Annotated in this window: 28 protein-coding genes; 26 read left to right on the top strand and 2 right to left on the bottom strand. The window is 35.6% G+C overall.

All coding sequences use genetic code 11. The features are described 5' to 3' along the window. Positions 1-49: 49 nt before the first annotated feature. From ACWG0P_RS02610 to ACWG0P_RS02495, 24 genes are all read left to right on the top strand, one after another. Positions 50-1,042 carry an AbiH family protein gene (locus ACWG0P_RS02610; protein ID WP_455800360.1) on the top strand — a complete coding sequence of 331 codons (993 nt, stop codon included), beginning with the start codon at positions 50-52 and terminating at the stop codon, positions 1,040-1,042. A gap of 67 nt (positions 1,043-1,109) precedes the next feature. Then, positions 1,110-1,508, top strand: a complete 399-nt coding sequence (locus ACWG0P_RS02605; protein WP_455800359.1) for a conjugal transfer protein — start codon at positions 1,110-1,112, stop codon at positions 1,506-1,508. Next, positions 1,486-3,936: a conjugal transfer ATPase TcpF gene (gene tcpF / locus ACWG0P_RS02600; protein WP_455800358.1), complete on the top strand. Its 2,451-nt coding sequence runs from the start codon at positions 1,486-1,488 to the stop codon at positions 3,934-3,936. Before ACWG0P_RS02605 ends, tcpF begins: the two co-directional genes overlap by 23 nt. Beyond that, positions 3,936-6,089: a CD3337/EF1877 family mobilome membrane protein gene (locus ACWG0P_RS02595; RefSeq protein WP_455800357.1), complete on the top strand. Its 2,154-nt coding sequence runs from the start codon at positions 3,936-3,938 to the stop codon at positions 6,087-6,089. Before tcpF ends, ACWG0P_RS02595 begins: the two co-directional genes overlap by 1 nt. Beyond that, positions 6,086-7,093: a bifunctional lytic transglycosylase/C40 family peptidase gene (locus ACWG0P_RS02590; RefSeq protein WP_455800356.1), complete on the top strand. Its 1,008-nt coding sequence runs from the start codon at positions 6,086-6,088 to the stop codon at positions 7,091-7,093. The genes ACWG0P_RS02595 and ACWG0P_RS02590 overlap by 4 nt, the downstream gene beginning before the upstream one ends. Before the next feature lie 15 nt (positions 7,094-7,108). Further along, the gene (locus ACWG0P_RS02585) at positions 7,109-8,002 is read left to right on the top strand and encodes a conjugal transfer protein (protein ID WP_455800355.1); all 894 of its coding nucleotides are present in this window, start codon (positions 7,109-7,111) and stop codon (positions 8,000-8,002) included. Positions 8,003-8,145: 143 nt separating this feature from the next. After that, positions 8,146-8,856 (top strand): response regulator transcription factor, encoded by a 711-nt coding sequence (locus ACWG0P_RS02580; RefSeq protein ID WP_455800354.1) that lies wholly within the window; start codon positions 8,146-8,148, stop codon positions 8,854-8,856. Between the two features lies 1 nt (position 8,857). After that, the gene (locus ACWG0P_RS02575) at positions 8,858-10,285 is read left to right on the top strand and encodes a sensor histidine kinase (protein WP_455800353.1); all 1,428 of its coding nucleotides are present in this window, start codon (positions 8,858-8,860) and stop codon (positions 10,283-10,285) included. A gap of 126 nt (positions 10,286-10,411) precedes the next feature. Further along, complete coding sequence (locus ACWG0P_RS02570; RefSeq protein WP_455800352.1) at positions 10,412-11,023, top strand: methyltransferase family protein; 612 nt, start codon at positions 10,412-10,414, stop codon at positions 11,021-11,023. A gap of 144 nt (positions 11,024-11,167) precedes the next feature. Beyond that, on the top strand, positions 11,168-11,830 hold the full coding sequence (locus ACWG0P_RS02565; protein WP_455800351.1) for a phage head-tail adapter protein: 663 nt from the start codon (positions 11,168-11,170) through the stop codon (positions 11,828-11,830). A 221-nt stretch (positions 11,831-12,051) separates the two neighbouring features. Then, the gene (locus ACWG0P_RS02560; RefSeq protein ID WP_455800350.1) at positions 12,052-12,486 is read left to right on the top strand and encodes an RNA polymerase sigma factor; all 435 of its coding nucleotides are present in this window, start codon (positions 12,052-12,054) and stop codon (positions 12,484-12,486) included. Continuing rightward, positions 12,473-12,721, top strand: a complete 249-nt coding sequence (locus tag ACWG0P_RS02555; RefSeq protein ID WP_455800349.1) for a helix-turn-helix domain-containing protein — start codon at positions 12,473-12,475, stop codon at positions 12,719-12,721. The genes ACWG0P_RS02560 and ACWG0P_RS02555 overlap by 14 nt, the downstream gene beginning before the upstream one ends. A 480-nt stretch (positions 12,722-13,201) precedes the next feature. After that, entirely contained in the window at positions 13,202-14,053 is an 852-nt protein-coding gene (locus ACWG0P_RS02550) for a metallophosphoesterase family protein (protein ID WP_455800348.1), read from the top strand. A 59-nt stretch (positions 14,054-14,112) separates the two neighbouring features. Continuing rightward, positions 14,113-14,271, top strand: a complete 159-nt coding sequence (locus tag ACWG0P_RS02545; protein ID WP_455800347.1) for a hypothetical protein — start codon at positions 14,113-14,115, stop codon at positions 14,269-14,271. An 85-nt stretch (positions 14,272-14,356) separates the two neighbouring features. Then, positions 14,357-15,970, top strand: a complete 1,614-nt coding sequence (locus ACWG0P_RS02540) for a recombinase family protein (RefSeq protein WP_455800346.1) — start codon at positions 14,357-14,359, stop codon at positions 15,968-15,970. Then, complete coding sequence (locus ACWG0P_RS02535) at positions 15,921-16,466, top strand: Fic family protein (RefSeq protein WP_455800345.1); 546 nt, start codon at positions 15,921-15,923, stop codon at positions 16,464-16,466. Before ACWG0P_RS02540 ends, ACWG0P_RS02535 begins: the two co-directional genes overlap by 50 nt. Positions 16,467-16,706: 240 nt before the next feature. Continuing rightward, positions 16,707-17,729: a Gfo/Idh/MocA family protein gene (locus ACWG0P_RS02530; protein ID WP_455800344.1), complete on the top strand. Its 1,023-nt coding sequence runs from the start codon at positions 16,707-16,709 to the stop codon at positions 17,727-17,729. 40 nt (positions 17,730-17,769) lie between these two features. Further along, entirely contained in the window at positions 17,770-18,246 is a 477-nt protein-coding gene (locus ACWG0P_RS02525) for a PTS sugar transporter subunit IIB (protein ID WP_455789800.1), read from the top strand. Positions 18,247-18,267: 21 nt separating this feature from the next. After that, positions 18,268-19,032, top strand: coding sequence for a PTS mannose/fructose/sorbose/N-acetylgalactosamine transporter subunit IIC (locus ACWG0P_RS02520; RefSeq protein ID WP_455800343.1), 765 nt, complete (start codon positions 18,268-18,270; stop codon positions 19,030-19,032). A 1-nt stretch (position 19,033) separates the two neighbouring features. Continuing rightward, positions 19,034-19,855, top strand: coding sequence for a PTS system mannose/fructose/sorbose family transporter subunit IID (locus ACWG0P_RS02515; RefSeq protein WP_455800342.1), 822 nt, complete (start codon positions 19,034-19,036; stop codon positions 19,853-19,855). Between the two features lie 64 nt (positions 19,856-19,919). Beyond that, entirely contained in the window at positions 19,920-20,330 is a 411-nt protein-coding gene (locus ACWG0P_RS02510) for a PTS sugar transporter subunit IIA (protein ID WP_455789803.1), read from the top strand. An 11-nt stretch (positions 20,331-20,341) separates the two neighbouring features. Further along, positions 20,342-20,740, top strand: a complete 399-nt coding sequence (locus tag ACWG0P_RS02505) for a hypothetical protein (RefSeq protein WP_455800341.1) — start codon at positions 20,342-20,344, stop codon at positions 20,738-20,740. A gap of 8 nt (positions 20,741-20,748) precedes the next feature. Then, positions 20,749-21,399 (top strand): HAD family hydrolase, encoded by a 651-nt coding sequence (locus ACWG0P_RS02500; protein WP_455800340.1) that lies wholly within the window; start codon positions 20,749-20,751, stop codon positions 21,397-21,399. Between the two features lie 146 nt (positions 21,400-21,545). Then, a complete protein-coding gene (locus tag ACWG0P_RS02495) occupies positions 21,546-22,439 on the top strand; it encodes a MurR/RpiR family transcriptional regulator (RefSeq protein WP_455800339.1) in 894 nt (297 codons plus the stop codon). Between the two features lie 79 nt (positions 22,440-22,518). Here the strand turns inward: ACWG0P_RS02495 and msrB are convergent, their stop codons facing one another. Next, a complete protein-coding gene (msrB, locus tag ACWG0P_RS02490; protein ID WP_455800338.1) occupies positions 22,519-23,505 on the bottom strand; it encodes a peptide-methionine (R)-S-oxide reductase MsrB in 987 nt (328 codons plus the stop codon). A gap of 132 nt (positions 23,506-23,637) precedes the next feature. Between msrB and ACWG0P_RS02485 the strand changes: the two genes are divergently transcribed. Continuing rightward, complete coding sequence (locus tag ACWG0P_RS02485) at positions 23,638-23,946, top strand: hypothetical protein (protein WP_455800337.1); 309 nt, start codon at positions 23,638-23,640, stop codon at positions 23,944-23,946. Between the two features lie 150 nt (positions 23,947-24,096). Here ACWG0P_RS02485 and ACWG0P_RS02480 read toward each other — a convergent pair whose 3' ends face one another. After that, positions 24,097-25,371, bottom strand: a complete 1,275-nt coding sequence (locus tag ACWG0P_RS02480) for a replication-associated recombination protein A (protein ID WP_455800336.1) — start codon at positions 25,369-25,371, stop codon at positions 24,097-24,099. A gap of 164 nt (positions 25,372-25,535) precedes the next feature. On the opposite strand from ACWG0P_RS02480, the gene ACWG0P_RS02475 reads away from it, so the two are divergent. Then, positions 25,536-26,393, top strand: a complete 858-nt coding sequence (locus ACWG0P_RS02475) for a hypothetical protein (RefSeq protein WP_455800335.1) — start codon at positions 25,536-25,538, stop codon at positions 26,391-26,393. Positions 26,394-26,420: the final 27 nt, after the last annotated feature.

The following is a 26,420-nucleotide window of genomic DNA, read 5'->3' as shown; positions in this document are numbered from 1 at the left end:
CAAAATAATGTAAATGCTAAATCACTATTTTTGCGCTAGGAGGAAGTCAATGAATGGAAATACTTTATATATAATTGGTAATGGGTTTGATTGTTTTCATGGATTAGATACAGGAGTAGATAGGTTTAAAGCGATATTACGAACATATGATATTTATAATGAAATCGAAAACGCTGAAGTGATTTTTGAAGGATATGGTGTACTCTGGGGTAATTATGAAGATTCATTATCAGAAATTGATTTGGACAGTATTGCTGAAGAGAATATAATTGCACCAGATTACACGTCTGACCATGAATATGACAGAGATGGTGGTATATTCAATATGAATGAATATACCAATAGTTTACACTCCGCAGTTCAAAACAGTTTAGCAACGATGGTTGAGCAGGCAAATGAAGAATTAATAAATATTAATTCTAAGTCAATTAATTTTTTAAATTCTGGAGATGCGGTATTAAATTTTAATTATACATCTACTTTGGAATATCTATATAACATACCAAAAGATGTACCAGTATTACATATACATGGATGCTATGAGTTAGGAACCCCCTTGCTATTTGGCTTTTCTAATGGCATGAGTTATGAGGAGTTTAATAATAAAGAAGATATAAATAGATTACAGAAAAAAATCAAAGAAATTGAAGAAAGCAGAGATTTATCTGATGCAGATAAATCGGAGGAAATATTTTACTACAAGCAATGTTATGATGATTTGACTAGTGACTGTGATTTTTATATAGAGTCACAGAAAGAAACTATTTACGACTTTTATAAATCATTGAAAAAAGAACTTCAATTGCAAAAACTTAAATATTTTTTGAACGATTTTCAAAAAATAGAAAATGTTGTTGTTATGGGGCATTCAATGAGTGTTGTTGATAGTGAGTATATGGAAATAATAGATAAAATACTTCATCCTCAAAGATGGCTCATTTCTCAGTTTGATGGCGACCCCTCACAGCATACTATCAACAAATATTCTTTTGCCAATAGAGTTATGTTTTATTCATTAAATTCCATTTTATCAAGCAGTTAGTCTATATGATTGACTGCTTTTTTAATACCTAGAAATAGGCGTTTATTAAAGAAAGGAGCAATCCAGCTTGAAGAAAATAAAAAGCTATACAGGTATCTGGAATGTAGAAAAAGTATTGTACAGCATTAACGATTTCAACCTACCATTTCCGATTACCTTTACACAAATGGCATGGTTTGTCATGACAGAATTTATCATCATTCTGTTTGGAGATTTGCCACCATTGAACATGATAGAGGGTGCATTTTTGAAATACCTCGGTATTCCTGTTGCTCTCACATGGTTTGTATCGCAAAAGACCTTTGATGGAAAGAAGCCTTACAGTTTCCTAAAGTCAATGGTTACTTATGCACTACGCCCTAAAATCACTTATGCAGGTAACGCCGTGAAACTGCATACACAGTCTATGACTGAAACCATCACGGCAGTTAGGAGTGAAATTTATGTACCCGATACGATACATTGAAAATAACCTTGTTTGGAACAAAGACGGTGAAGTATTCGCCTATTATGAGCTGATTCCCTACAATTACAGCTTTCTAAGTGCAGAACAGAAATTCATTGTACACGATAATTTCAGACAGTTGATTGCACAGAGCCGTGAGGGGAAATTGCACGCATTACAGATAGCAACGGAAAGCTCTATCCGTGCCACACAGGAAAAAGCAAAGAAGCTGGTGACTGGCAAGCTCCGTGATGTGGCTATTCAAAAGATTGATGAACAGAGCGAAGCACTGGTTTCCATGATAGGTGATAATCAAGTCGATTATCGCTTTTTTATTGGCTTCAAACTCATGGTAACAGAAAATGATTTAAGCCTTAAAAGCATGAAAAAATCTGCTTTTGTGAGTTTTAAGGAATTTTTAAATGAAGTCAATCACACTTTGATGAATGATTTTGTTTCCATGAGCAATGATGAAACCAGCCGTTATATGAAAATGGAAAAACTGCTGGAAAATAAAATATCCAGGCGTTTCAAGGTTCGCCGTTTGGATAAAAATGATTTTGGTTATTTAATCGAACACCTCTATGGCAAAGACGGTGTGGCATATGAAGATTATGAATATATACTGCCTAAGAAAAAGTTAAAAAAGGAAACATTGTTAAAACGTTATGACCTTATTCGTCCGACACGTTGCTTGATTGAGGAAAGCCAGCGACATATTCGTTTGGAGCATGAGGAAACAGAAAACTATGTGACCTATTTTACGGTCAATGCCATTGTAGGTGAATTAGACTTTCCGTCCTCTGAAATCTTTTACTTTCAGCAACAACAATTCACCTTTCCCATTGATACATCAATGAATGTGGAAATCGTGGCAAATAAAAAAGCTCTTACCACAGTAAGAAATAAGAAAAAGGAATTGAAAGATTTAGATAATCACGCCTATCAAGCTGGAAGTGAAACCAGCAGTAATGTAGTAGACGCATTAGACAGCGTAGACGAACTGGAAATCGATTTAGACCAGACAAAGGAAAGTATGTATAAGTTAAGCTATGTTATTCGGGTGTCCGCTCCCGACCATGACGAGCTGAAACGCCGTTGTGATGAAGTTAAAGATTTTTACGATGACCTCAACGTAAAGCTGGTGCGACCTGCTGGCGATATGCTGGGATTGCATGGCGAATTTCTACCAGCCAGCAAACGCTATATCAATGACTATGTGCAGTATGTCAAAAGTGATTTTCTGGCAGGTCTTGGATTTGGTGCAACTCAACAACTCGGTGAAAGTACAGGTATCTATATTGGCTATTCCGTAGACACAGGACGCAATGTTTATCTACAACCCGCTCTTGCCAGTCAAGGGGTCAAAGGTTCTGTTACCAATGCGTTAGCTTCTGCTTTTGTGGGTTCACTTGGTGGCGGTAAATCCTTTTCAAATAACATGATTGTTTACTATTCTGTATTATTCGGTGGACAGGCAGTTATCCTTGACCCAAAAAGCGAACGTGGAAACTGGAAAGAAACACTGCCAGAAATCGCTCATGAAATCAATATTGTGAACCTTACCAGCGATAAGGAAAATGCAGGACTACTTGACCCATTCGTGATTATGAAAAATGAAAAAGACGCAGAAAGTCTGGCAATCGACATACTCACCTTTTTAACAGGTATCAGCAGTCGTGACGGTGAAAAATTCCCAGTATTAAGAAAAGCAATCCGTTCTGTAACACAAGGTGAGCGTAAAGGGTTGCTTCTTGTAATTGATGAATTACGAAAAGAAGATACCCCTACTTCACGCAATATCGCAGAACATATCCAAAGTTTCACTGATTACGATTTTGCACACCTACTTTTTTCTAATGGCAACGTACAGAATGCTATCAGTCTTGAAAAGCAGTTGAATATCATACAGGTTGCGGATTTGGTACTTCCCGATAAGGACACAACATTTGAGGAATATACGACCATAGAACTACTGTCTGTTTCCATGTTGATTGTCATTAGTACCTTTGCATTGGATTTTATTCATAGCGACCGCAGTATCTTTAAAATTGTTGACCTTGACGAAGCATGGGCGTTTCTTAATGTGGCACAAGGTGAAACATTATCTAATAAATTGGTGCGTGCTGGACGAGCCATGAATGCAGGTGTTTACTTCGTTACACAATCTTCTGGTGATGTGGCAAAAGACAGCTTGAAGAATAATATCGGTTTGAAGTTTGCATTTCGTAGTACGGATATAAACGAGATAAAGCAGACCCTTGAATTTTTCGGAATTGATAAGGAGGACGAAAACAATCAGAAGCGATTGCGTGACCTAGAAAATGGACAATGCTTACTTCAAGACCTTTACGGTCGTATCGGCGTGGTACAGATACACCCTGTCTTTGAAGAATTATTGACAGCCTTTGACACCAGACCACCAGTACAGAGAAATGAGGTGGAATGATGGACTGGAAACGTGCAGGCAAAAAACTGCTCCGCTTCTTAGGAATTGCTGTTGTGGTAATTATCGTTGCCATTATCCTGCTTGCATTAACTGGCACAGTGGCACATGCAGCAGGATTGGTTGACGACACCATAGACGCTGGAAATCTGTATTCAAAATATCCACTTTCCAATTATCAGCTTGATTTTTATGTTGATAATTCATGGGGGTGGTTGCCGTGGAACTGGGCGGACGGTATCGGAAAATCCGTGCAATATGGCTTATATGCAATCACCAATTTTGTATGGACAATAAGCCTTTATCTATCCAATGCCACAGGGTACGTGATACAGGAAGCATACAAATTAAATTTCATCAATGATATGGCAGACAGTATCGGCAAAAGCATTCAGACCTTAGCAGGTGTCACGAAAAGCGGATTTTCCAGCAGTGGCTTTTATGTGGGCTTCCTGCTTCTCATTATCCTAGTAGTGGGTATCTATGTTGCTTATACAGGACTGATAAAGCGAGAAACAAGCAAGGCACTTCATGCAGTTATCAACTTTGTGGTGGTGTTTCTGTTATCTGCTTCCTTTATCGCCTACGCTCCCGATTACATCAAAAAGATAAATGATTTTTCAAGTGACATCAGCACCGCTTCACTGGATTTAGGTACTAAGATTTTAATACCCAATTCAGACAGTCAAGGCAAGGACAGTGTGGACTTGATACGTGACAGCTTATTTGCCATACAGGTTCAGCAACCGTGGCTACTGTTGCAATTTGGTAATTCCAATGTGGAGGAAATCGGTGCAGACCGTGTGGAAGCTCTGGTATCAGCCAATCCCTCTGACGAAGATGGTGCAACCAGAGAGAACATTGTAAAAGCAGAAATCGAGGATAAGGACAATGACAATCTAACAATACCACAGGTCATTAACCGCTTGGGTATGGTGTTCTTCTTATTGATATTCAATCTTGGTATAACAATTTTTGTATTCCTACTTACTGCCATGATGATATTTTCGCAAATATTATTTATCATTTTCGCTATGTTCCTGCCTATCAGCTTCTTGCTTAGTATGATACCAAGTTATGAGAGCATGGCGAAGCAGGCTATCGTTCGGGTATTCAACACCATTATGACACGTGCTGGTATCACACTCATTGTAACCGTGGCATTTTCCATATCCAGTATGTTCTACAACCTATCTGGCACGTATCCATTCTTTATGGTCGCATTCTTGCAGATAGTGACATTTGCAGGAATTTATATGAAGCTGGGTGACCTTATGAGTATGTTCAGTTTAAATGCTGGGGATAGCCAGAGCATGGGGCGTAGAATGTTCCGCCGTCCATATATGTTCATGCGACACCGTGCAAGACGCATGGAGCGTAGGGTTGCAAAAGCGGTGGGTGCTGGCAGTGCCAGTGGAAGCAAGGCAGGTGCAGTGGCAAATTCTCTACTAAATAATACCAAAGCAAAACAGAGTTCAGCAACTAAACAAACCAGAGAAAATACGGCTACTTCCAGTATAGGAAGCCGTGCAGGTGCTTCTGTTGGGGCATTTGTGGACACAAAGAATCGTATTAAGGACAAAGCAACTGAGGTCAAAGATAACATCAAAGATATGCCGACACAGGCAAGTTATGCTTTACATTCTGCCAAAGAAAAGGTAAAAGAAAATGCTTCTGACTTCCAGCGTGGTATCGTGCAGGAACAAACGACCAGACAAACTGGACGTAAGGAAAAGCAACATCAGCACAGACAAAGTGTAGCAGATAAGCGTATGGCACTTCAAAAGGCACAGGAAGCAAAACAGTCTGAACGAAAACAGAATGGATCAGCAACGAAGTCCATGGACGCAGGTGCTACCCATTCTCATGAAAGACCAGTTGCAACTTCTAAGCCTGCACTAAAAAGTAAATCCATGACGCAGGATAAAGTACGACCTGCCACTACTAGTAAGACAGTACAAGTACCAGAGCAAAAGCATACCATACAACGACAATCTGTTAAGGGTGCAGAGAAAACACCTGCCATCAAGCCATTGGAAACAAGGCAGAATGTAAGGACGGAGCAAACGAAAAAAAATCAGCAGACCCGCCAGCAAAGTAATCATATTTCAGCAAAGAAAATCACAATCAATAAAAAGAAAGGACGTAAAAAATGAGAATAAGGAATATTGCTATCATTGGTAGCCTGTTTCCTATTCTCTTTGCCATCGTGCTGTTTTTTGGAATTATTGTTTCCAGTGCGGAGGAAGACGATACTGCCGGTAATGGTGGTTCATTAGTTACAGGCATGAACCTGTCAGCCGAAGTCCTCAAGCACCAGCCTATGGTAGAAAAATATGCAAAGGAATATGGCGTATCCGATTATGTAACCTATCTGCTTGCGATAATGCAGGTAGAAAGCGGTGGTACTGCTGTGGACGTTATGCAGTCCTCGGAAAGCCTTGGATTGCCACCGAATACCCTAGATACGGAAAGTTCCATCAAGCAAGGCTGTAAATACTTCTCGGAATTACTGAAATCCGCAGAAGCAAAAGGCTGTGATATAAACAGTGTGGTACAGTCTTACAACTATGGCGGTGGCTATATCGGTTATGTGGCTGGAAATGGAAAAAAGCATAGCTTTAGCCTTGCGGAAAACTTTTCTAGGGATAAGGCAGGCGGAATAAAAGTCACTTATACCAATCCAATCGCCGTAGCAAAAAATGGTGGTTGGCGTTACAACTATGGCAATATGTTTTATGTGGAGCTTGTAAACCAGTATCTTACTGTTACAAACTTTGATGATGAAACCGTCCAAACGATTATGGACGAAGCATTGAAGTATCAAGGCTGGAAGTATGTGTTTGGTGGAAGCAACCCCAATACCAGCTTCGATTGCAGTGGTTTGACACAATGGTGCTTTGCAAAAGCTGGAATCAACCTGCCACGTGTCGCACAGGCACAATATGATGTTACCCAGCATATACCACTTTCGCAGGCAAAAGCTGGCGACCTCATATTTTTCCATTCTACATATGACAGTGGAAGTTATGTAAGTCATGTGGGTATTTATGTTGGTGACAATAAAATGTTCCATGCCGGTGACCCCATAGGTTATGCAGATTTAACCAATGCTTACTGGCAACAGCACTTAATCGGTGCAGGACGAATTACAAAATAGAAAGGATTTGAAACTATGTTCAAGAATAAAGAAAAATTACCTAAAGAGAAAAAAGTGCGTACTGTAAAAATCGGTACGCATAAGAAAGCGGTCATTGCCCTATGGATGGTACTTATAAGCAGTATCAGCTTTGGCGTATATAAAAATTTTACCGCTATTGACCAGCACACCACCCATGAAAAGGAAATAATCGAGCTACGGCTCAATGACACCAACGGTATAGAAAATTTCGTCAAGAACTTTGCGAGGTCTTACTATACATGGGATAACAGCAAAGAAAGCCTTGAAAAGCGTACTGATTCTATCAATCAGTATCTTACAAAGGAATTACAGGACTTGAATGTCAATACGATACGTTCAGATATACCGACCAGCTCTAGCGTGAGTGATGTACAGATTTGGAGCGTGGAACAGTCTGGAACGGACGAATTTATCGCTACCTACGAAGTAGATCAACAGATAAAAGAGAACGACCAGACGAAAGCGGTCAAAGCAACATACCTTGTCCGTGTCCATGTGGACGCAGACAATAAGTTGATTATCGTACAGAACCCTACTCTAGCAAAAACACCAGATAAATCAACTTATGAACCAAAAGCACCAGAAGCAAACGGAAACGTTACTGCTGATACAATCACAGACGCAACCGCCTTTCTGGAAACATTCTTCAAGCTATATCCAAACGCAACCGAAAAGGAACTTGCCTATTATGTACAGGACAATGCTCTTGAAGTGATAAATGGTGATTATTTATATTCAGAATTGTTAAATCCTATATTCACACAGGACGGTGAAAATGTGAAAGTCAATGTATCAGTGAAATACATAGATAATCAGACAAAGGCTATACAGATTTCACAGTATGAATTGAACTTGCAGAAAGGTGATAACTGGAAAATTATAGAATAATTAACACATTATAAACTTCAATCTACATCACAAAATTTCATAACAATAAACATCATATTGTGATTACTCATTTAAACATATATAATAACCTTAAGTGAAGAAATACAAATTCATTTTTTATATTATGATAGGAGAAGATACCAATGAATATTTTGATTGCTGAGGATGAATTAGACCTTTTGGATTTATTAAATGACAATCTTATACGTGAGGGACATACTGTTTATACTGCGGAGAATGGAAAGTATGCATGGGACATTTTTTTAAATGAAGAAATAGATTTATGTATTCTTGATGTTATGATGCCAGAAATAAATGGTTTAGAGTTAGTACAAAAAATTCGTGAAAGAAGCAAAACACCTGTGATTTTTTTAACTGCACGTGGCGATGAAATAGATCGTGTGCTCGGGCTTTCACTAGGCGGAGATGACTATTTAGTTAAACCATTTAGTATGGCTGAATTAAAAGCAAGAATTCAAGTTCAAAATCGTCATATTCAAAATAATAAACAAAGTCAATCAGCGGACAATGAAAAGAGTAACATTTTATTATGTGGTAATTTAAAGTTAAATGTTAATAATGTAGAATGCATGAAGAATGGAACACTCATTTCATTAAATGCGAAAGAATTTCTCCTGTTAAAATTCTTTATGGAAAATCAAGGACGAGTATTTACAAAGAAACAACTTTATAGCGCAGTATGGGAAGATAGTTATCTTTATGATGATAATACAGTTACTGTTCATCTTAGTCGATTACGTTCAAAGATTGAAGATGACCCAAAACATCCTAATTATTTGATAACTATTAAAGGAATCGGCTATAAGTTAGCGTCATTTGAGGAAGTAAGCTAGTATGAGTAGGACAAAGAACAATAAGGGTAGTATATCGAAACAATTAGTAAAAAGTTACCTTTTCTTATTCCCTTTTTTTCTATTATTGATAGGTGCTATTGCTATAATTGGCTCAATTATAAGTCATAGCTTGTTAGCGCCTCTTTTACCTACTCATGAATTTAATCTTGAAGAATATATGAAAGATGATATTTCTAAAATTGATATAGCAAGTCTTATAGATTCAGATGGTGGAGGAGCGATTGTTTTTGGCGATGGTGGTATCAAAGAATTAGTTGGAGATAGTATTTTTGATAAAACACACATTACAAAAAAAGAATGGACAGAATTTCTAACAGATATTTCTGACCCAACTAATAAAGAAATTTATAGCATTGCATATAATGAGAAAGAAGATTTTTGGCTGGTTGTTTCTACCCCTGTTCCATTGCGACTATACATATCATTGACAGGAAACACAAATTCTTCAAACTTTATAACAGCCTTAATCTTTTACTCTGTTTTAATAATAGCAATTTTCCTATTGCTTTTGGTTGGCATCTTATTATATGCAAAGAAATCATCGAATTCTTTTGTAGTACCACTTAGAAAGTTGTGCGAAGTAGTAAATAATATTTCCAATGGAAAATACGATAATGAAACAGATAACAATTATAGTGGTGAGTTTCTTTCATTAAGTAATGATATATATAAGCTATCAGCTGAATTGAGGCAAGAAAAAATCTTGCGTGAAAAATTAGAAAGTGATAAAAAACAAATTCTTTTAGATATCTCGCATGATTTGCGTAATCCTCTTGCAACTATTATGGGATATGCAGAAACCCTTAAAGATGCCAATGTGACTGAAACAAGTAAACAGGCGCACTACTTAGAAGTGATATACAATAATAGCATTCGCGCAAACCATTTAATGGATGAGTTATTCGTGTATACAAAATTAGATGCTCCTACGTTTAATCTTGTATTGGAAGAATATGACATAAGTGAATTTTTAAGAGAACAAATATCCTTATTCTTACCTCAATTTGAGCTAAATGGTATAAATACAAGATTTGAAATTCCAGACAAAGAAATATATATCAAAATAGATAAAGTTTTATTATCACGAGCTTTTTCAAATCTTATTGGTAACTGTATTAAGTATAATAAAGCACCAATTACATTTACATTGTTGTTAGAGGATAAAAACGAAGAAATACAAATCATTCTGATTGATGATGGAATTGGTATTGATGAGAAATTTAAAGAAATAATTTTTGAACCATTTATTAGAGCAGACGCATCTAGAAATTCAAAGACTGGAGGAAGTGGACTTGGACTTGCAATTGTTAAAAAGATAATAACTGCCCACAAAGGAAGTATTGCCCTTGATACAAAGCTTGGTAAAGGATGTATATTTACAATAAAGCTTAAAAAGGAATCGTCATGATTTCAATATGACACTATATTAAAAGTAACCAATTATTATTTAAGGTTAATTTAATGTTTAGAAAAGTTCTCTGTAATGTTGAAGATTTATAATATGAACGTAATATATTACAGGAGGAACAAAATAATGGAAACTTTAGAAAGTCATTTTCACAATTGGTTTGGCGTTATATTCTTTATGTTTTTGTATGGTTTAATCTTGTTTTTCATCCCCTTTTATAAAAAAATGGGAAATAAACCGAAAGGAACATATTTAGCATTTGTATTAGCATTTGCAATCGAAATGCATGGAATACCATTTTCTATGTATATACTTTCATGGGTACTTGGTAAAAATCTACCTGAAGGTATCCTATGGGGACATACATTATTCCCGTATATTGGATATTGGGGTATGTATATTAACATCCTTTGTGCCATCATCGCTGTCATTATGATTATGAATGGTTGGTATCATATTCATCATAATTACTGGTCTAAAGAAAGTGGACAAGGTGCTTTAGTTACAAAAGGAATTTATAAGTATATTCGACATCCACAGTATACTGGACTGTTACTTCTCTCTTTAGGGATGTTGATTGAATGGGCAACACTACCATTGATTATTTTCTACCCTATTATGATTATAGTATATCTAAAACTTGCAAAGCGTGAAGAAAACGATATGTTAGCTGAGTTTGGAGATGAATACATCCAGTATAAAAAACGCACAAAAATGTTTATTCCATTTATTGTGTAAAAGGTAAAGGCTACAAAATGAGCAAATCGAAAATAACAGATGCAAAAAACTATCTTTATCTTTCATTAATTCATTTTGCCAGACTAAGGTAAATAGAGTAAGCAAAGCAAGAAACTGTTACATTAGAATTTTAGGAGGCTATATATGCTTAATAAGGAATGGTCAGAAGCCAACAAATTAATACAAATACAAATAAAAAAAGAAGCAACCTTTAACGAAGGGATTGCTACACTTTTGAAATTACGCGAAACCTTATTTAATGAATTGCTTCGTTTTAAAAACGAATTAACAAGAGAAGAGTTTAATTTAATCCCTTTTATCAACGCTGATGGTTATCATAATAAAACAATTGCTTATTCTATTTGGCATACTTTTCGTATTGAGGACATTGTAGCACATACACTTATTGCACAAGATGAGCAAATTTTCTTTTTGGGTAATTATCAAAAAATAATAAAGTCGCCTATTATCACAACTGGGAATGAACTTAGAAAACAACAAATTGCTGATTTTTCAAAAACATTAAATATAGATGCATTATATCAATATGTTAAGGCTGTAAAAGATAGTACAGACGACATATTAAAAAGACTTACATTTGCAGATATAAAGAGAAAAATAAATGATAAAAATAAGGAGCTATTAAAATCATTAAGAGTAGTTAAAGAAGATATACATGCTTACTGGTTGATAGATTACTGGTGCAATAAGGATGTAAAAGGACTTATTCAAATGCCATTATCACGCCATTGGATAATGCATGTTGCAGCAAGTATACGTATTGAAGAAAAACTACATAAAGGATAATAAATTTGATTTTATATATAGTATAGGAAACAGATAATCTTCATGTATAAATATATTTAGAGAAACTCAAAAAGGGTCATTCCTTATTTGAGTTTTTTTAATGCCTATAAACTTTTTTTCCAAACATTGCCAAACCACCACCTGCCATTCGTACTAATGGCGGAAAGGGGGAAGGAATGGTTGAAATCACCGCCTTTTGAAAAACGGAAGGAGGTGAAAACGTGAAAAAAGCCACTTCCCTTGAAGAAGAAAAACAGTTTACTTTTGACTGCTACTGTAAAAGAGTTCTGAAACATGAAGCGATTGATATACAAAGGAATAATCAATTCCTTTTATCTACGCAGGTATCAATTTCAGAGCTTACACCAGAACAGCTTAGTGAACTTTGTACCTATGATGTCTATTCCACAGATTACAGCAATTTCAAGGTATTAGAGTATGACATTGCTGTAAAGGACGAATTGCTGGCAGAAGCACTGCAACAGCTTCCAGAAAAGAAGCGTGATATTGTCCTGCTGTCTTACTTTCTTGATTACAGTGACGTTGAAATATCTGAATTACTTAATATCGTCCGCAGAACAGTAAACGACCAGCGAAACAAAGCACTAAATGATTTAAAAAAGAGAATGGAGGAAAGCCAGTATGATAAAGAATAAAGCCGTACATAAGGGAAATGGACTACTTCCATATCCTGTCATTGTATCAGCTTCACTAGGCGATATTATGGCTATGGATATTGTTTTAAGCCACTATGAGCCATATATTGCAAGGTTGTCAATTAGAACCGTCTTTGACGACTATGGAAATCCGCACACCCGTGTTGATGATGATATGCGTCGTCGATTAGAAACGAAACTGATTTCAAGTATTCTTGAATTTCAGGTTGCGTAATTTGTAATTCTGCTCTTTCAGAGTGACACACAATACCCCTTTCCTGTGTCCTCTGTCTGCGCTGTTTTATCACTCTGTCAAAGTCTATTTGAAATCAAATGGATTTTGATAGGCTGATAAGCCGTTATGTTCTTTGACAACAGAATAAAGCAGACAAACACGTTTGTTATACAGTGAGCCAGCGATATTGCACGCCATGACCTTTCCAATGGAAAGTGAGCGAGTTCATGCAATGATCAGCGAGCGACTATTGGAACAGTCGCCAGCCATGACCTGCTATAACAGAATAATGATACATTCGCATGGTGCGGTTCTCTCATAGGTATGAGGAATGGTGGAAGTCCAATGGAGCTTGTCCAAAGCCGTTTATCTGCTTAGAAATATGCTTTCTACTGATAACTGCTATATGACGTGATATAATGAGTTTATTATTGCATGAAAAGCGGATTTGAATAGAAAGTTAAAGGAGTGAGAAGTTTTATGAAGTTATTGTATGTGACAGATTTACATGGTGATAAGGATAAATATAGTAAACTTTTGGAAGTTGCTGTTGATGGCGGTATAAAACTTATAGTGAATGGTGGCGATATGCTACCAAAACAATGCGACAGGCATAAAGCACAACCAATATTCATCAATGAATTTCTAAGAGAGTATTTCCATAAATTAGAACAAAACGATATTGATTATTTGGTAATGCTGGGAAATGATGATTTGCTAACCTTAGACGATTTGTTTGCTGATGTCTGTAATGAGTTTGGCAATGTTTATAATATTGCAGGAACTAAAGCAATTATGAATGGATATGAGTTTATAGGCATGAATTATATTTTAGACCACCCTTTTGGGTGCAAGGATAGAGTTGTAACGGAAAAGCATTATATACCTCAACAACAACTTAGTGCTGTAGCTGGAATATCGAATAGAATTGACTATGATAGAATCTACAACTGGCTGGAATATTCCACAACAAAGTTACCACAGATGTGTGATATTCTAAAGCGGTTACCAATACCCAAGAATCCAAACAAAACAATTTATATTACACATATGCCACCAGCCGGACTACGATTGGGTCAATTACGTTATCAAGACCTTGATATAGGGTCAGTAGATATTTATGAGTTTTTAAAACAAATGCAACCATTATTGTCATTACATGGACATATACATGAAAGTCCAGATACACAAAAAGGTAGGTGGATAAATCAGATACTTAATACCACGTGCATTCAGACAGGACAAACAGAATTACACGACAATGTATTGATTTATGCTGAAATTGATTTGATAAGCAGAACATATGAACGCAAGACAATTTGTATAAGATAAAGATTTTTAGAAAACACCAGAGATGGTGTTTTTTTGATAAGTGAAGTGGAGGTGGACGAGTGTCAAAAGTAGAGCAAAGAAACATGATTTATATTGGTAATACATCATTTTATGTTATTTCAAAATTCACTGGTACAGTGGAATTACAACACTTAATTAAAAGGTTGATTCAACAAGAAATAAGGCAGAAATGCTTTGAATTTATTAAGGAACAGTAGAGAAAATAGCTGAAATCTCCATCAAAATATGGTATAATTATATTATGATATAAGTTGTTTGTTTGCTGTTGGAGAGGAGAACAAAATGTCAAAACAGCAAGCAAAATTAAGAGTTAGATTATATGCAAGATTATCAAAAGATGATGGAGATGCAGATAAAGAAAGTAATAGTATCAGTAATCAGCTTCAAATGTTGAGGTATCATTCAAAAGAAAATGGATTTGAGGTTATTGATGAGTATGTTGATGATGGTTACTCTGGAACGACATTTAATCGACCAGACCTAAACCGAATGATTGAGGAAGCTCTGGCAGATACAGAGCCAAGCGGAATTATCGTAAAGGATATGTCACGATTTGGACGTAACAATGCTATGTTCATGTATTATGTAGAAGAAATCTTCCCTAATAGCAATATTCAGTTTATAGCGTTGAATGATGATGTTGATACGAGATATGATGACAATGAAATGATGCCTTTTAAGTCTATCATGAATGAGTATTATGCTCGTGATACATCTAAGAAAATCCGAAGCGTGAAGAAAACAACAGCATTAAGCGGTGGCTTCTGTGGTTCGTTTGCACCATATGGGTATGTTGTAAATCCAGATAACAAACGACAATTACTGATTAACCTAGAAACCGCACCTACTGTTAAGCGTATTTTTGAATTATCTCTGCAAGGAAACAGTGTTCATCAAATTGCCAGAACGTTGTGCGAAGATGGGATTTTAATACCTAGAGCATATCGGGCAATGAAAAATGGCACACTTGAAAAAAGTACAGGCTTTAAATATCCTACGGATTGGGTTGGAAAAAATGTAAAGATGATTTTAGAAAATCAAGTTTATCTAGGTCATATGGTGTCGCATAAATCTCAAACAAAGTCATTCAAAAACAAGAAACTTGTGAGTATACCAAAAGAGGATTGGATTGTGGTAAAAAATACCCATGAAGCAATCATAGATGAAGAAACCTTTTCACTGGTACAAAAATTCATCAGCGTAAAAAAGCGACCAAACAAAACAGGGAAACCGAATATGTTTGTAGGTCTGGTAAAGTGTCCTGATTGTGGACGTAACATGGCATACTCAAATCCTAATGGTAGAGAGCCTAGATTTCGTTGCAGAACATATGTAAGGAATAGTAATCTTTGTACAACACATGCGATTTCATATGACGCATTAACCAGTATTGTCATGAATGATATTCAAAGGCACATTCAAAACATGGAAGCGTTAGGCGACCAGTTCCTTGAGGAAATGCGAGAGTTAAGCGAAACAGGTGGAAATGAGAAAATCCATCAATTTAAGAAAGAGCTGGCAATAGTAGAAAAACGTTTTGATGAACTTGATAGTATTATCATGAAACTCTTTGAACAAAATGCGTTAGGTATAATTACAGATGAACGATTTGTGAAAATGTCTGCTACTTATGAAGATGAACAATCAGAAATAGGTAAAAGGTATGAAAACTTAAAATCTAAGATAGAAGCCGAAGAAATAAAAAGTCAAAACACCAACCAGTTTTTAGATACTATTCGTAAATACCAGAATGTAACAGAATTAAATCGTACTATGCTTTGTGAACTCATTGATTGCATTTATGTATATCAAGCAGAGGGAATAGGCAAAGAACGGCAACAAAAAGTTGAAATCAATTACAGATTTCTGGCAGGGTCTCAATGTGGTATTGCCTGATGGGAATGGTAGAATTGGGCGATTGATGATCAATCTGTTTTTAAAGGAAAATAGAGTACTTACTTTTCCAACCCTTTATATCTCATATTATTTAAAACGTAATCGCATCGAATATTACGATAGGTTGAGTGAGGTAAGAGAAAAAGGCACTTTCGAACAATGGGTTATATTCTTTTTACAAGGCATCTATGAATCCGCAGAGGATTCCATTGAAACTATTGATGCGTTGGTGGAATTGCATGAAAATAATCTAGCGATTATAAAAGAAACAGATACACGAACAGGGATTTTGAAAAAACTCTTTTATTACTTAGAGCAAACTCCTATTATCGATATCAAAAAAACTGCCATCGCACTTGGAAGTTCATATAACACAACCTCAACTGCGGTGAAAAAACTTATGGAACAAGGTATCCTTGTTCAAGTAGATAATAGTAAGCGGGAACGTTGTTTCGCATATGAAAAATATTTGGCAATTTTACGTAAGGATACGTAATGCTGAAATCATTTGATTAAATAAGATTAGTAAAATAATATGTAATTCTATTGAATAGTTCTTCTATGTGTTTCTTAAAGTACATCTAGAAGAGCTTTTTTTGTATCCTTTTTTACAGTTTTTGCTATGATTACTACGACAAAAAGAAGTAAAACTACAAAAATACAAAAAACTATTGAAGTATTACTTCTTATATGTTATATTCAATGTAGCAATACTACAAAAGGAAGGAGAGGTTTTATGAAGAAACTAAATGTTGCGGTTGTAGGTGCTGGTATCTATGGGAAAAATCATCTTGATGCCTACACATGCAATCCTAATGTAAACCTTGTCGCAGTATGTGATTTAAAGAAAGAAATAACAGATAAGGTTGCAGAAGAATATCATGTGAAAACTTACAATGATATCGATGAAATGTTAAACAATGAGGAGGTTGATGCAGTATCTGTTGCGACACCGGATCCATATCACAAAGATCCAGTGATGGCCGCAATACGACACAAAAAAGATGTATTGGTAGAAAAACCACTTGCGACATCTTCTGTAGATGCTTATGAAATCATCGAAGCTGCAGAAAAAGCAGGTGTTCGTGTTATGGTTGATTACCATAAAAGATGGGATATGGCCAGCATTGCGGTTAAGAATAAATTAGCAGATCCTACGACAGGAAAGCCGGTACGTGGATATATGCGCATGGATAATATTTATGATGTAGCATTAAATTGGCTAAATTGGTCTGCCGATTCAAGTCCAGTGCATTTTGTAGGAACACATTGTTACGATTTGATTCGCTGGTATATGGGGTGTGAAGTTGTACAAGTATATGCAGTTGGACACAAAGGAATTTTAAAATCAAAAGGTGTAGATACTTATGATAGTATTACGGCAATCTTAGAATTTGAAAATGGATGTACTTGGACGGTTGAAAATGCTTGGATTTTACCGAATGGGTTTGCGAAAGCAGATGATGGATGCTCAGAAATTCTTTGCGAAAACACGTTGATTCGAGTAGATTCTCAAAAACGAGGAGTTGAATTCTTCGATGAACATAAACAACATACGCCAAATGTTAATTTTATACAAAATCATAATGGAAGAGCTATCGGGTTTGGTATTGATCCATTGAATGACTTTGTACGTTGTATACAAAATAATGAGCCTTTTATTGCAAACTTAAACGATGGTTTAGAAGCAGAGTTGATTGCGGAAGCTGTACATAAGAGTGCGGATACTAGACAAGTAGTGAAAATTCAAAGAAAATAAGGAAGGTCATTGACCCTAAATATAGAAAGGAGGAGTTATTATGGGTAAATTAAATATGGTACGTATCGATTATCGTATGGTACATGGACAGATTGTCGCAAAATGGATAAAGTTTCGACCAGTAGATCGCTTGATTTTAGCTGATAATGCATTGGTGGATGATCCATTTATGGGAGATATCTATCGAATGGCAGTTCCTGATCGTGATGTGGATATCGTGAAAGTAGACGAAATTCAAACTGCAATTGATCGTAAAGATGATACAGTCTTATTGATTTTTAAAGATGTGGATACGGCTTATACTGCATATAAAAATGGGTTGCAGTTACCAGAATTAAATGCAGGGGCAATTCAAAATAGTGCACAACGCAAATCTGTTGTTCAAGGTGTATCTCTATCAGCGGAAGAGTTTGATAAATTAAAAGAGATGAAAGCTGCTGGTGTACATGTCTTTTTACAACCGATTCCGGAGAACGATCCAGTTAGTTTAGAATCAATTGAAAAGAAAATAAAATAAAAGGAAAGAGGAGTAAATTCTATGAGTGGTACACAATTAATAGTTATGGCATTAGCTATGGGGATCATGTATTGGGTGGCTCGTGGTATGATTGGTGGATATTTTGCATTCTTCTTCATCGCAAGTCCGATTGTTGTTGGGGTAGTTGCAGGTTTAATTTATGGAGATTTAACGAAGGGATTGATCATTGGTGGAGGTATTGCCGCTGCATTCGCTGGTATTATAGCGCCAGGTGGAAACTTACCTACCGATTCTGCACTGGCCGCGACCACGGTGATTCCGATTGCATTGGCGACTGGTCTTACTGCGGAACAAGCAATCGCGTTCGCAGTACCTATGGGATTATTAGGATCTTTTGTTACAAATCTTCGTAAGATGGTAAACGTTATTTTCGTACATAGAGCAGATGAATTTGCACAAAAAGGAAACTTAGCAGGAATTACAAGATGTGCAATTATTTATCCTCCATTGATTGAGATTCCATTATTATTCTTACCAGTTTTCTTAATTGTTATGTTTGGACAAGACGCAATGCTCACCTTTATGAATTCGGTTCCTGCATGGGTAATGCATGGATTAGAAGTAGCAGGTGGTGTTATGCCTGCCATTGGATTTGCATTGATTATGAATATGATTGGAAAACCAAAAATGATTCCATTTACAGTGTTAGGTTTTATCATTGTAAAAGCAGTTGGATTGAATACATTAACGGCTGGTTTAGTGGCAGCTTGTGTAGCAGTACTAATTATTTTAGAGAAACGTGATCGAGAAAAGGAGACTGCATAGTATGGCTGAGGAAAGAAAAGTATCACTAACAAAAAAAGATGTCAATAAAGTAATTGCTAGATGGTATATTACTACCGAAATGTCTTTGAACTATGAACGTATGCAGTCAATTGCATATACCTATTCTATGATTCCAGCATTTAAAAAGCTTTATCCAAATAAGGAAGATATGATTCCTGCGCTACAAAGACATTTAGAACTATTTAATACAAATGCTACAGCTGGCGGTTTGATCCTAGGTACAACGTTAGCGATGGAAGAAGAAAAAGCAAATAATCCAGAAGCAATTCCTTCAGAATCCATCGTTGCAGTAAAAACAGGGTTGATGGGACCAGTAGCAGCTTTAGGAGATTCCTTTAGTGCTGGTACAATTACTACTTTATTTATTCTAGCTTCTTGTTCACTAGCGCAATCTGGTTCCATAGCGGGATTCTGGTTATTGTTGTTAGGGACTATGTATACATTAGGAGAATTGATCGTCTTTACAAAATTGACATATTCTAAAGGAAGATCTGCAATCAAAGATATTATGTCTTCTAAATTGATGTCAAATATTATTGAAGGTGCGAATATTCTTGGTATGGCGATGATGGGAGCATTGACTGCTTCTATGGTAAGCTTAAGTGTTGCGCTTACTGCTAACTTTGATGAAGCTACTTTGAGTGTACAAGAAAAAATTGATGGAATCATGCCAGGCATTTTATCCATTGGAGTACTATTTATCTATTACTATTTAATCAATAAAAAACACGTAAGTGTCGCAAAATTAGTATTCTTTACTATCGTTATTGCTTTGCTATGTGCAGCAGTTGGATTGTTCTAAATAAAAGAATACAACACTATGGGCATCGTAAGATGCCCATAAAGTGTATACACAGGAGGTTAAAATGAAAGGAATTATAATAGCGAGCCATGGTCGCTTGGCAGAGGGGATGTTGGATACCCTACAAATATTTTCAGGAGAGCAAAAACAAGTAAAAGCGTTATGTTTATTACCTGAAGAGGATGTGCAAGAATTCCTAGGGAAACTACAAAGTGCACTTCAAGAAGTGGATACAGGAGAAGGGGCTATCATATTCTGTGATTTATTGTTTGGGACACCTTGTAATTGTGGTGCTAGAATTTTAAGTGATCCATTGAATACTGATAAGATAGGTGTTATTACAGGAATGAACTTACCAATGATAATGGAATATATGGGTGCTAGAGAAGTAGGGATGGAACGAGAAGCATTAGTAGAAACAGGAAAAGCAGGTATTGTAGATTTTAATAAAATGTTGGCTGAACGCAATCAGTAAGAGGTAGAGGTATGAAAGAAAATGATATCCGAGCACTTGTGCTAAAACAACACATGAACTTTGCTCAACATGGAACTATATGGGCAACCATCATTCCAGATGTGGGAGCTTATCATCACGGATTTGGGAATATGATGTATACAATGAAAGATCATATTTTACATATCAATCAAGAAGGTATTGCAATATTTGCAGTGGATGATATGAAGGGTGTGGCAAAAGAGGATACTCTTATTTTTATACCGCGTGGTGAAATAAAAACATCCAACATACAGGCAAAGCTAACAAAATTTATTTTTACAATGGAAACTGATAAGGGCAGAATTCGATATAAAATTAGAAAAAGTATTTTAGGCTGTCCTTGGCATAAAGAAAATTTATCATTTTTACTATTGGGAACAGGAGGCTAATGTATACTATGAAAAAAGGTGCGATTTTCGATATGGACGGGTTACTGTTTGATACGGAATTGGTGTACAACCAAGCATGGCATGAAGTAGCAAAACAACATAAGCTTTCTATTCATCCTGAAATGTTAGATGCAATACGTGGAACAAATGGTGTTTTCATGCAACAGATTGTAAATTCTTATTGGCCAGAAGTGCATGCTGAAAAGCTCATAGATGAAGTTTTTGAAAACTCAAGAATTATCTTATCACAAAGTGTTCCAATGAAACCTGGTGTACACGAACTTCTAGACTATATGAAGAGTAAGAATATAGTACTCGCACTCGCAAGCAGTGCACCTCTAGATTTTATCTACAGCAATTTGAAGATAGCAAATATCTTTTCTTATTTTGATATTATTGTGAGTGGTGAACAGGTAACTTGCGGAAAACCTGCACCAGATATCTTTTTGTTGGCTGCAGAGAAATTGCGTCTTAACCCAGAAGATTGTTATGTGTTTGAAGATGGGTTGCATGGTGTTCATGCGGGCATACAAGCAGGGTGTGCTACGATTATGGTTCCAGATCTTGTAGCGCCTACAGAGGACCTTTATGAATCTTGTATCGGAATCTATGACAGCTTAGTAGATGTAAAAAAAGCCATGGAAAATGGTAAATGCTGAATTCCTATAGGGAAATAGACGCAATCCATGTTTTTCCATGGAAATCATTGCAATTTCACCATTCCGTTGGTAGAATGAGGTATAATAGGACTTAGATAATGTTCATAATCATAACAATTATGTATAGATCATAGTGAGGAGGACTTATGCAGGCAGTTAATATTATTCTGAATATAGAATCGCTCATGCCGTTTCTATCTGCAAAAGAAAAAAAACTTGGGGAGTTTATTTTAAATAATCGAAAAGAAATTCTTTCATTAACTTTAAAAGATTTGTCTTTACGTGCTGAAGTGAGTGAAGCAACAGTGATTCGTTTTGCACGCAAGCTAGGCTGTGAAGGATATTCTGATTTTAAACTTTCATTATCCGCAAATCTATCCGTTGATCAATACAACGAAAATTCTGATTTGATTCTTAATGAAATTTTACCATCGGATACACCTGAATCGGTCCTAAAAAAATTAAGTGCATTTATTATTACTTCTATTCAATCTACTGTGGATATTGTAAATCCTGTAGAATTAGATAAGGCAATAAAAATGATACGTAAAGCAAATGAAAAAAACCACAAGATTTACTTGAGTGGTTCTGGAGCAAGTAGCACATTAGTAAAACAGCTACAGATTAAACTCATGCGTTTGAATATTCCTGTCATTTATTATGAGGATGCCCATTTGCAACTAGAATCTACTTTGAATATGGAAAAAGATGACCTACTTATTTGCTTCACCACGTTAGGGAAATCTGTTCAATCTCATCAGTTTATCGATATTGCGAATCAGAAAAAAGCCAAAATCATTTTGATAACTCAATTTGGTAATCAAGAATTAGCAAGTAAATCAACGGTAACACTATTTGTATCTGCAGTTGAAAACAACTTGCGTTTAGCAAGCCACGCTGCACTAATTGTACAATCATTTATCGTCGATACAATCTTCTTGTCATTGGCTCTTGGTGAGTTGTCAAATATTCAAAAGGGTGTAGCAGAAAAGAATCGAATCTTTTCAGAACTTGGTTATTCAGCCAACGACTATAAATAAAAATGAGCGATAGATAGAAATATCTAGCACTCAATTTTTTTAATTATAAGAAGATGTTTGTATCCAAAATAGAAAAGAATTACTTATCCATAAGATATAGATAGTCGCCATATCCATATTCTTTCATTTTATCTTTAGGAATGAAGGTTAAGGAAGCACTATTGATACAATAACGTAATCCACCCTCTTCAATAGGACCATCATTGAACACATGACCTAGATGGGCATCACCTAGTGAACTTCTTACTTCTATTCTTTCCATACCATGACTTTGATCACGTTTTCCTTTGATTGCTTTTCTTTGTATAGGCTTTGAAAAACTAGGCCATCCACATCCTGCATCAAATTTATCACTTGATACAAATAAAGGTTCTCCAGTGGTGATGTCGATATAAATTCCCTCTTGAAATTCATTCCAATAGTCATTTTCAAAAGGATGTTCTGTCATGCTTAATTGAGTAACTTTATATTGCTCATCTGTTAAGATATGACGTAATTCTTCATCACTTCGCTTTTGAAAACGTTGTTCATTGTCATGTTGTAAACAACATTTCGCAGACTTTGCGCTTTCAAATTTTGTAGTAGGGATATGACAATATCCATTTGGATTCACATCTAAATATTTTTGATGATAATCTTCTGCTAAATAAAAGTTTTTTAATGGAGATACCTCAATTGCTAGTTTTTCTGAATACTTCTCTTGTAGCTTTTTCAAAGATTCTTCGATTACCAACACATCTAGTTTTCTTGTGTAATAGATTCCACTTCGATATTGTGTTCCTCTATCGTTTCCTTGTTTATTAATAGAAGTTGGATCCACTACCTCATAAAACATATTCAATAAAAAATTTAAAGATACTATGGAAGGGTCATATACAATGTGTACACACTCTACAAAATTTGTTGTGCCTTCACATACTTGTTCATATGTTGGATCTACTCCATTCCCATTCGCATATCCAACTTCAGTTCTACGGACGCCTGAAATACAAGAGAAATATTTTTCAACTCCCCAAAAACATCCGCCTGCTAAATAAATATCATGTTCACGACTTACATTACACATAGAATCACTCCATTTCTATTTTTATTATAACTTCATGTAGTCGCTTTCATCCACTCATATACCCTTTTTTAGGGGGATACTCGAAAAGGTAAATTTTCCCAAATCTTTTATTACAAGATTGTATCTTGTTTTATGAATGCTAAAAGATATAATGAAGACATAAAAATAGCAAATGATATTTCTCTTGGAAAACATATCAATTGCAGCGCAAAGATGGCATTTATGCGATTTAGAAACAGCAATAGAATGGGTATACAATGCTCCATGGATAATTACAAAATGATTGAAATTGTAAAATACGTTGCGGCTATTATGGTGATTATCATTAGCATTGCTGTATGGATAGTTTCATATTGGAACTTATTATCATCTTTGGTATATCCCGGCAAGGATACTATCAATATTTTTGCTGGATTATTTACTAAAATATGTTTCCTATAAACGGTTGTTTTTCCTTTTGAAAGCAAATGATGTATTGATTAAATTTGAGCTGATACCATGCCTGTGGGTTTGTTTTAGTATCGTGATATGGGGAAGCATTGTGAACGTACTGTATAAGAGAAAATATATAGCATGATGAAAAAAAAGAACTTATTTCTTATGTTCTTTTTTTAGTTGTGCAAGATTGTTTGTGCGTTTCACACTGCGTATTTTTTCTAGATTTTTAGCAAGAACAGATTCATAACTTGAATTTGTTTGTGCTTCATAAAAAGTTTCATTTCGTAATTTGTTTGGAAGATATTGAATTTTGTTCCAAAGATCTGGACGATTATAATCATATTTATCTTCCTCCTTCATAGAGACAGGGGTAAATCTTAAATAATCTGGAACACTATAGGAACTCATATGTAGCTTTTGCATAACAGAATCGATTGCATTTTCTGCACTTTTCGATTTAGGAGATAACGTTAAATCAATGACTGCAACAGCAAGTGGAATCCTTCCTTCTGGAAATCCAACGCGCTTTGCGACATCTATGGCTTGTACACAACGAGCAACAGCAGCAGGGTTTCCCAAACCTACATCTTCATAAGCAGTCACAAGAAGTCTTCTTTCAATACTATCTATATCGTTGGCTTCTATCATGATACCAAGATAATAGAGGGCCGCATCTACATCACTACCACGGATCGATTTTTGAAATCCACTTAGTACATCATAGTAACCATCTCCACTACTATCCATTCCCATATTCGGTATCTGAGAATATTGTGATACAAGATCTTTTGTGATATGTCCAGTAGAAGCAATCGCACATATTTCTAAAATGTTTAAGGAATAGCGAATATCTCCATTGCTATGTCTTGCGATAATATCCAAGGCATCTTCATCAATGCTTACTTCATTTCGTAATCCTTTTTCAGAATGAATGGCATTCATCAAAGCTTTTTTTATATCGTTTTCCGTTAATGCTTTCACTTCAAATAAATGACAACGAGAACGTATAGCTGGATTGATGGCATGAAGTGGATTAGAAGTAGTCGCACCAATCATCACAATGGAGCCATCTTCTATATGAGGCAACAACAAATCTTGCTTATCTTTGTTTAAGCGATGTACCTCATCCACAATTACAATTAAGCCTGGAAAATATTTTGATTCTTCAAAGATGATATCTAAGTCTTTTTTATTTCCACTTACTGCGTTGAATAAACGATAAGGTTTATTGAGTGTATTCGCTAGTACCATGGCTAGAGTTGTTTTTCCTGTACCAGGTGGACCATAAAAAATCATAGAAAATATTATTTCATTTTCTACGCATTTACGTAATACATTTCCTTCTCCTATTAGATGTTCTTGTCCAATCACTTCTTCAAAAGAGGTAGGACGCATGGAGAATGCTAGGGGTTCTGTTCTTTTTTCCATAGTACTATTTTACCATATTTGTTCCATCTATATATACAATATTATTTCTTCTTACACAGAACGTAATGTTATCTGTCATAAGTGGGATAAATGTTGCTTTTATAAAAGAACTCCCTTTTTTGAATGAAAAATGATACACTAGTCTTACGAAAGAAGGGGTTGTAATGAAGAAGTTATGGAATTCTATTTTGGCAAGCGTGTTAATAGTGTTTTGTATGTTGACTTGTATGAGTCATCTAGCGAATAAATTTTTCATAAAAGATATAGGAACGATCGTAATTGGAGAGATAAATCTAAAGCAACATATCCAAACATTATTTGAACAAATAGAGACTTATGTGCCGGATTTAGATCGAGATGCATTCCTTAATTTGAAAGATGAAATTGAAAACAATGCAGAAGCAAATCGTATAGTGGGTGAAGCTAGTAAAGATATGCTCAATGATATCGTAAATGGTTCAACAACAAACCAAGATATGAAAGCAGTCTTAAAGGATTTGCTGTATAGTTATGATAATGAAATTGAAAAAGTGCTCGAGCCACTTGTGACGAAGGGGCAAGTACATGAGTTTATTGATCAAGGAATTACATACACTCCTATTCAAGAAGTATATGATATAACCGTCAATTCTTTTCAAGAAAGCATTCCAACGAGCTATATGAAAATGATGAAGTTCGTAAACTTTATTTCCCAAGAAATAATTTTTATAGGTTCTGCGATAGGCGCAATCCTTATTGTTATGGTGTTGATGCTATTGAATCGCCATCGATTCAAGTGGTGTTTTTCAGTTGGAATGGGTGGCGTGATAAGCGGTGTTGCCTTATTGATAGTAGGACAAATCGTTCCACGTGTTTATCATGGGATGTTACAACAACTGGATTATGTGTTGTCAGAAGTAAGCGCAAGTGATTTCAGTATGATTACGAATTATGGGGTTTCCTACTTTGTAATTGGATTGTGTCTTTGCGTTGGCGCGTTTGTAATTGCACGCAGTGAGAAAAATAACAATATTATCAAGTAGCTAGAATGAGCAGCGGAAGACGTTGCT

It is taken from the genome of Amedibacillus sp. YH-ame6, assembly GCF_053848845.1.
Note: the sequence above shows the minus strand (reverse complement) of the source record. Positions and strands in the feature narration are given on the sequence as shown.

Coding starts and splice junctions, on each gene's coding strand:
- ACWG0P_RS02555 (WP_455800349.1), top strand. CDS start 12,473: ATGATAAAGAATAAAGCCGTACATAAGGGAAATGGACTACTTCCATAT.
- msrB (WP_455800338.1), bottom strand. CDS start 23,505: ATGTGTAATGTAAGTCGTGAACATGATATTTATTTAGCAGGCGGATGT.
- ACWG0P_RS02580 (WP_455800354.1), top strand. CDS start 8,146: ATGAATATTTTGATTGCTGAGGATGAATTAGACCTTTTGGATTTATTA.
- ACWG0P_RS02475 (WP_455800335.1), top strand. CDS start 25,536: ATGAAGAAGTTATGGAATTCTATTTTGGCAAGCGTGTTAATAGTGTTT.
- ACWG0P_RS02585 (WP_455800355.1), top strand. CDS start 7,109: ATGTTCAAGAATAAAGAAAAATTACCTAAAGAGAAAAAAGTGCGTACT.
- ACWG0P_RS02530 (WP_455800344.1), top strand. CDS start 16,707: ATGAAGAAACTAAATGTTGCGGTTGTAGGTGCTGGTATCTATGGGAAA.
- ACWG0P_RS02610 (WP_455800360.1), top strand. CDS start 50: ATGAATGGAAATACTTTATATATAATTGGTAATGGGTTTGATTGTTTT.
- ACWG0P_RS02505 (WP_455800341.1), top strand. CDS start 20,342: ATGAAAGAAAATGATATCCGAGCACTTGTGCTAAAACAACACATGAAC.
- ACWG0P_RS02515 (WP_455800342.1), top strand. CDS start 19,034: ATGGCTGAGGAAAGAAAAGTATCACTAACAAAAAAAGATGTCAATAAA.
- ACWG0P_RS02520 (WP_455800343.1), top strand. CDS start 18,268: ATGAGTGGTACACAATTAATAGTTATGGCATTAGCTATGGGGATCATG.
- ACWG0P_RS02565 (WP_455800351.1), top strand. CDS start 11,168: ATGCTTAATAAGGAATGGTCAGAAGCCAACAAATTAATACAAATACAA.
- ACWG0P_RS02485 (WP_455800337.1), top strand. CDS start 23,638: ATGAATGCTAAAAGATATAATGAAGACATAAAAATAGCAAATGATATT.
- ACWG0P_RS02540 (WP_455800346.1), top strand. CDS start 14,357: ATGTCAAAACAGCAAGCAAAATTAAGAGTTAGATTATATGCAAGATTA.
- ACWG0P_RS02590 (WP_455800356.1), top strand. CDS start 6,086: ATGAGAATAAGGAATATTGCTATCATTGGTAGCCTGTTTCCTATTCTC.
- tcpF (WP_455800358.1), top strand. CDS start 1,486: ATGTACCCGATACGATACATTGAAAATAACCTTGTTTGGAACAAAGAC.
- ACWG0P_RS02595 (WP_455800357.1), top strand. CDS start 3,936: ATGGACTGGAAACGTGCAGGCAAAAAACTGCTCCGCTTCTTAGGAATT.
- ACWG0P_RS02480 (WP_455800336.1), bottom strand. CDS start 25,371: ATGGAAAAAAGAACAGAACCCCTAGCATTCTCCATGCGTCCTACCTCT.
- ACWG0P_RS02570 (WP_455800352.1), top strand. CDS start 10,412: ATGGAAACTTTAGAAAGTCATTTTCACAATTGGTTTGGCGTTATATTC.
- ACWG0P_RS02500 (WP_455800340.1), top strand. CDS start 20,749: ATGAAAAAAGGTGCGATTTTCGATATGGACGGGTTACTGTTTGATACG.
- ACWG0P_RS02495 (WP_455800339.1), top strand. CDS start 21,546: ATGCAGGCAGTTAATATTATTCTGAATATAGAATCGCTCATGCCGTTT.
- ACWG0P_RS02525 (WP_455789800.1), top strand. CDS start 17,770: ATGGGTAAATTAAATATGGTACGTATCGATTATCGTATGGTACATGGA.
- ACWG0P_RS02550 (WP_455800348.1), top strand. CDS start 13,202: ATGAAGTTATTGTATGTGACAGATTTACATGGTGATAAGGATAAATAT.
- ACWG0P_RS02575 (WP_455800353.1), top strand. CDS start 8,858: ATGAGTAGGACAAAGAACAATAAGGGTAGTATATCGAAACAATTAGTA.
- ACWG0P_RS02510 (WP_455789803.1), top strand. CDS start 19,920: ATGAAAGGAATTATAATAGCGAGCCATGGTCGCTTGGCAGAGGGGATG.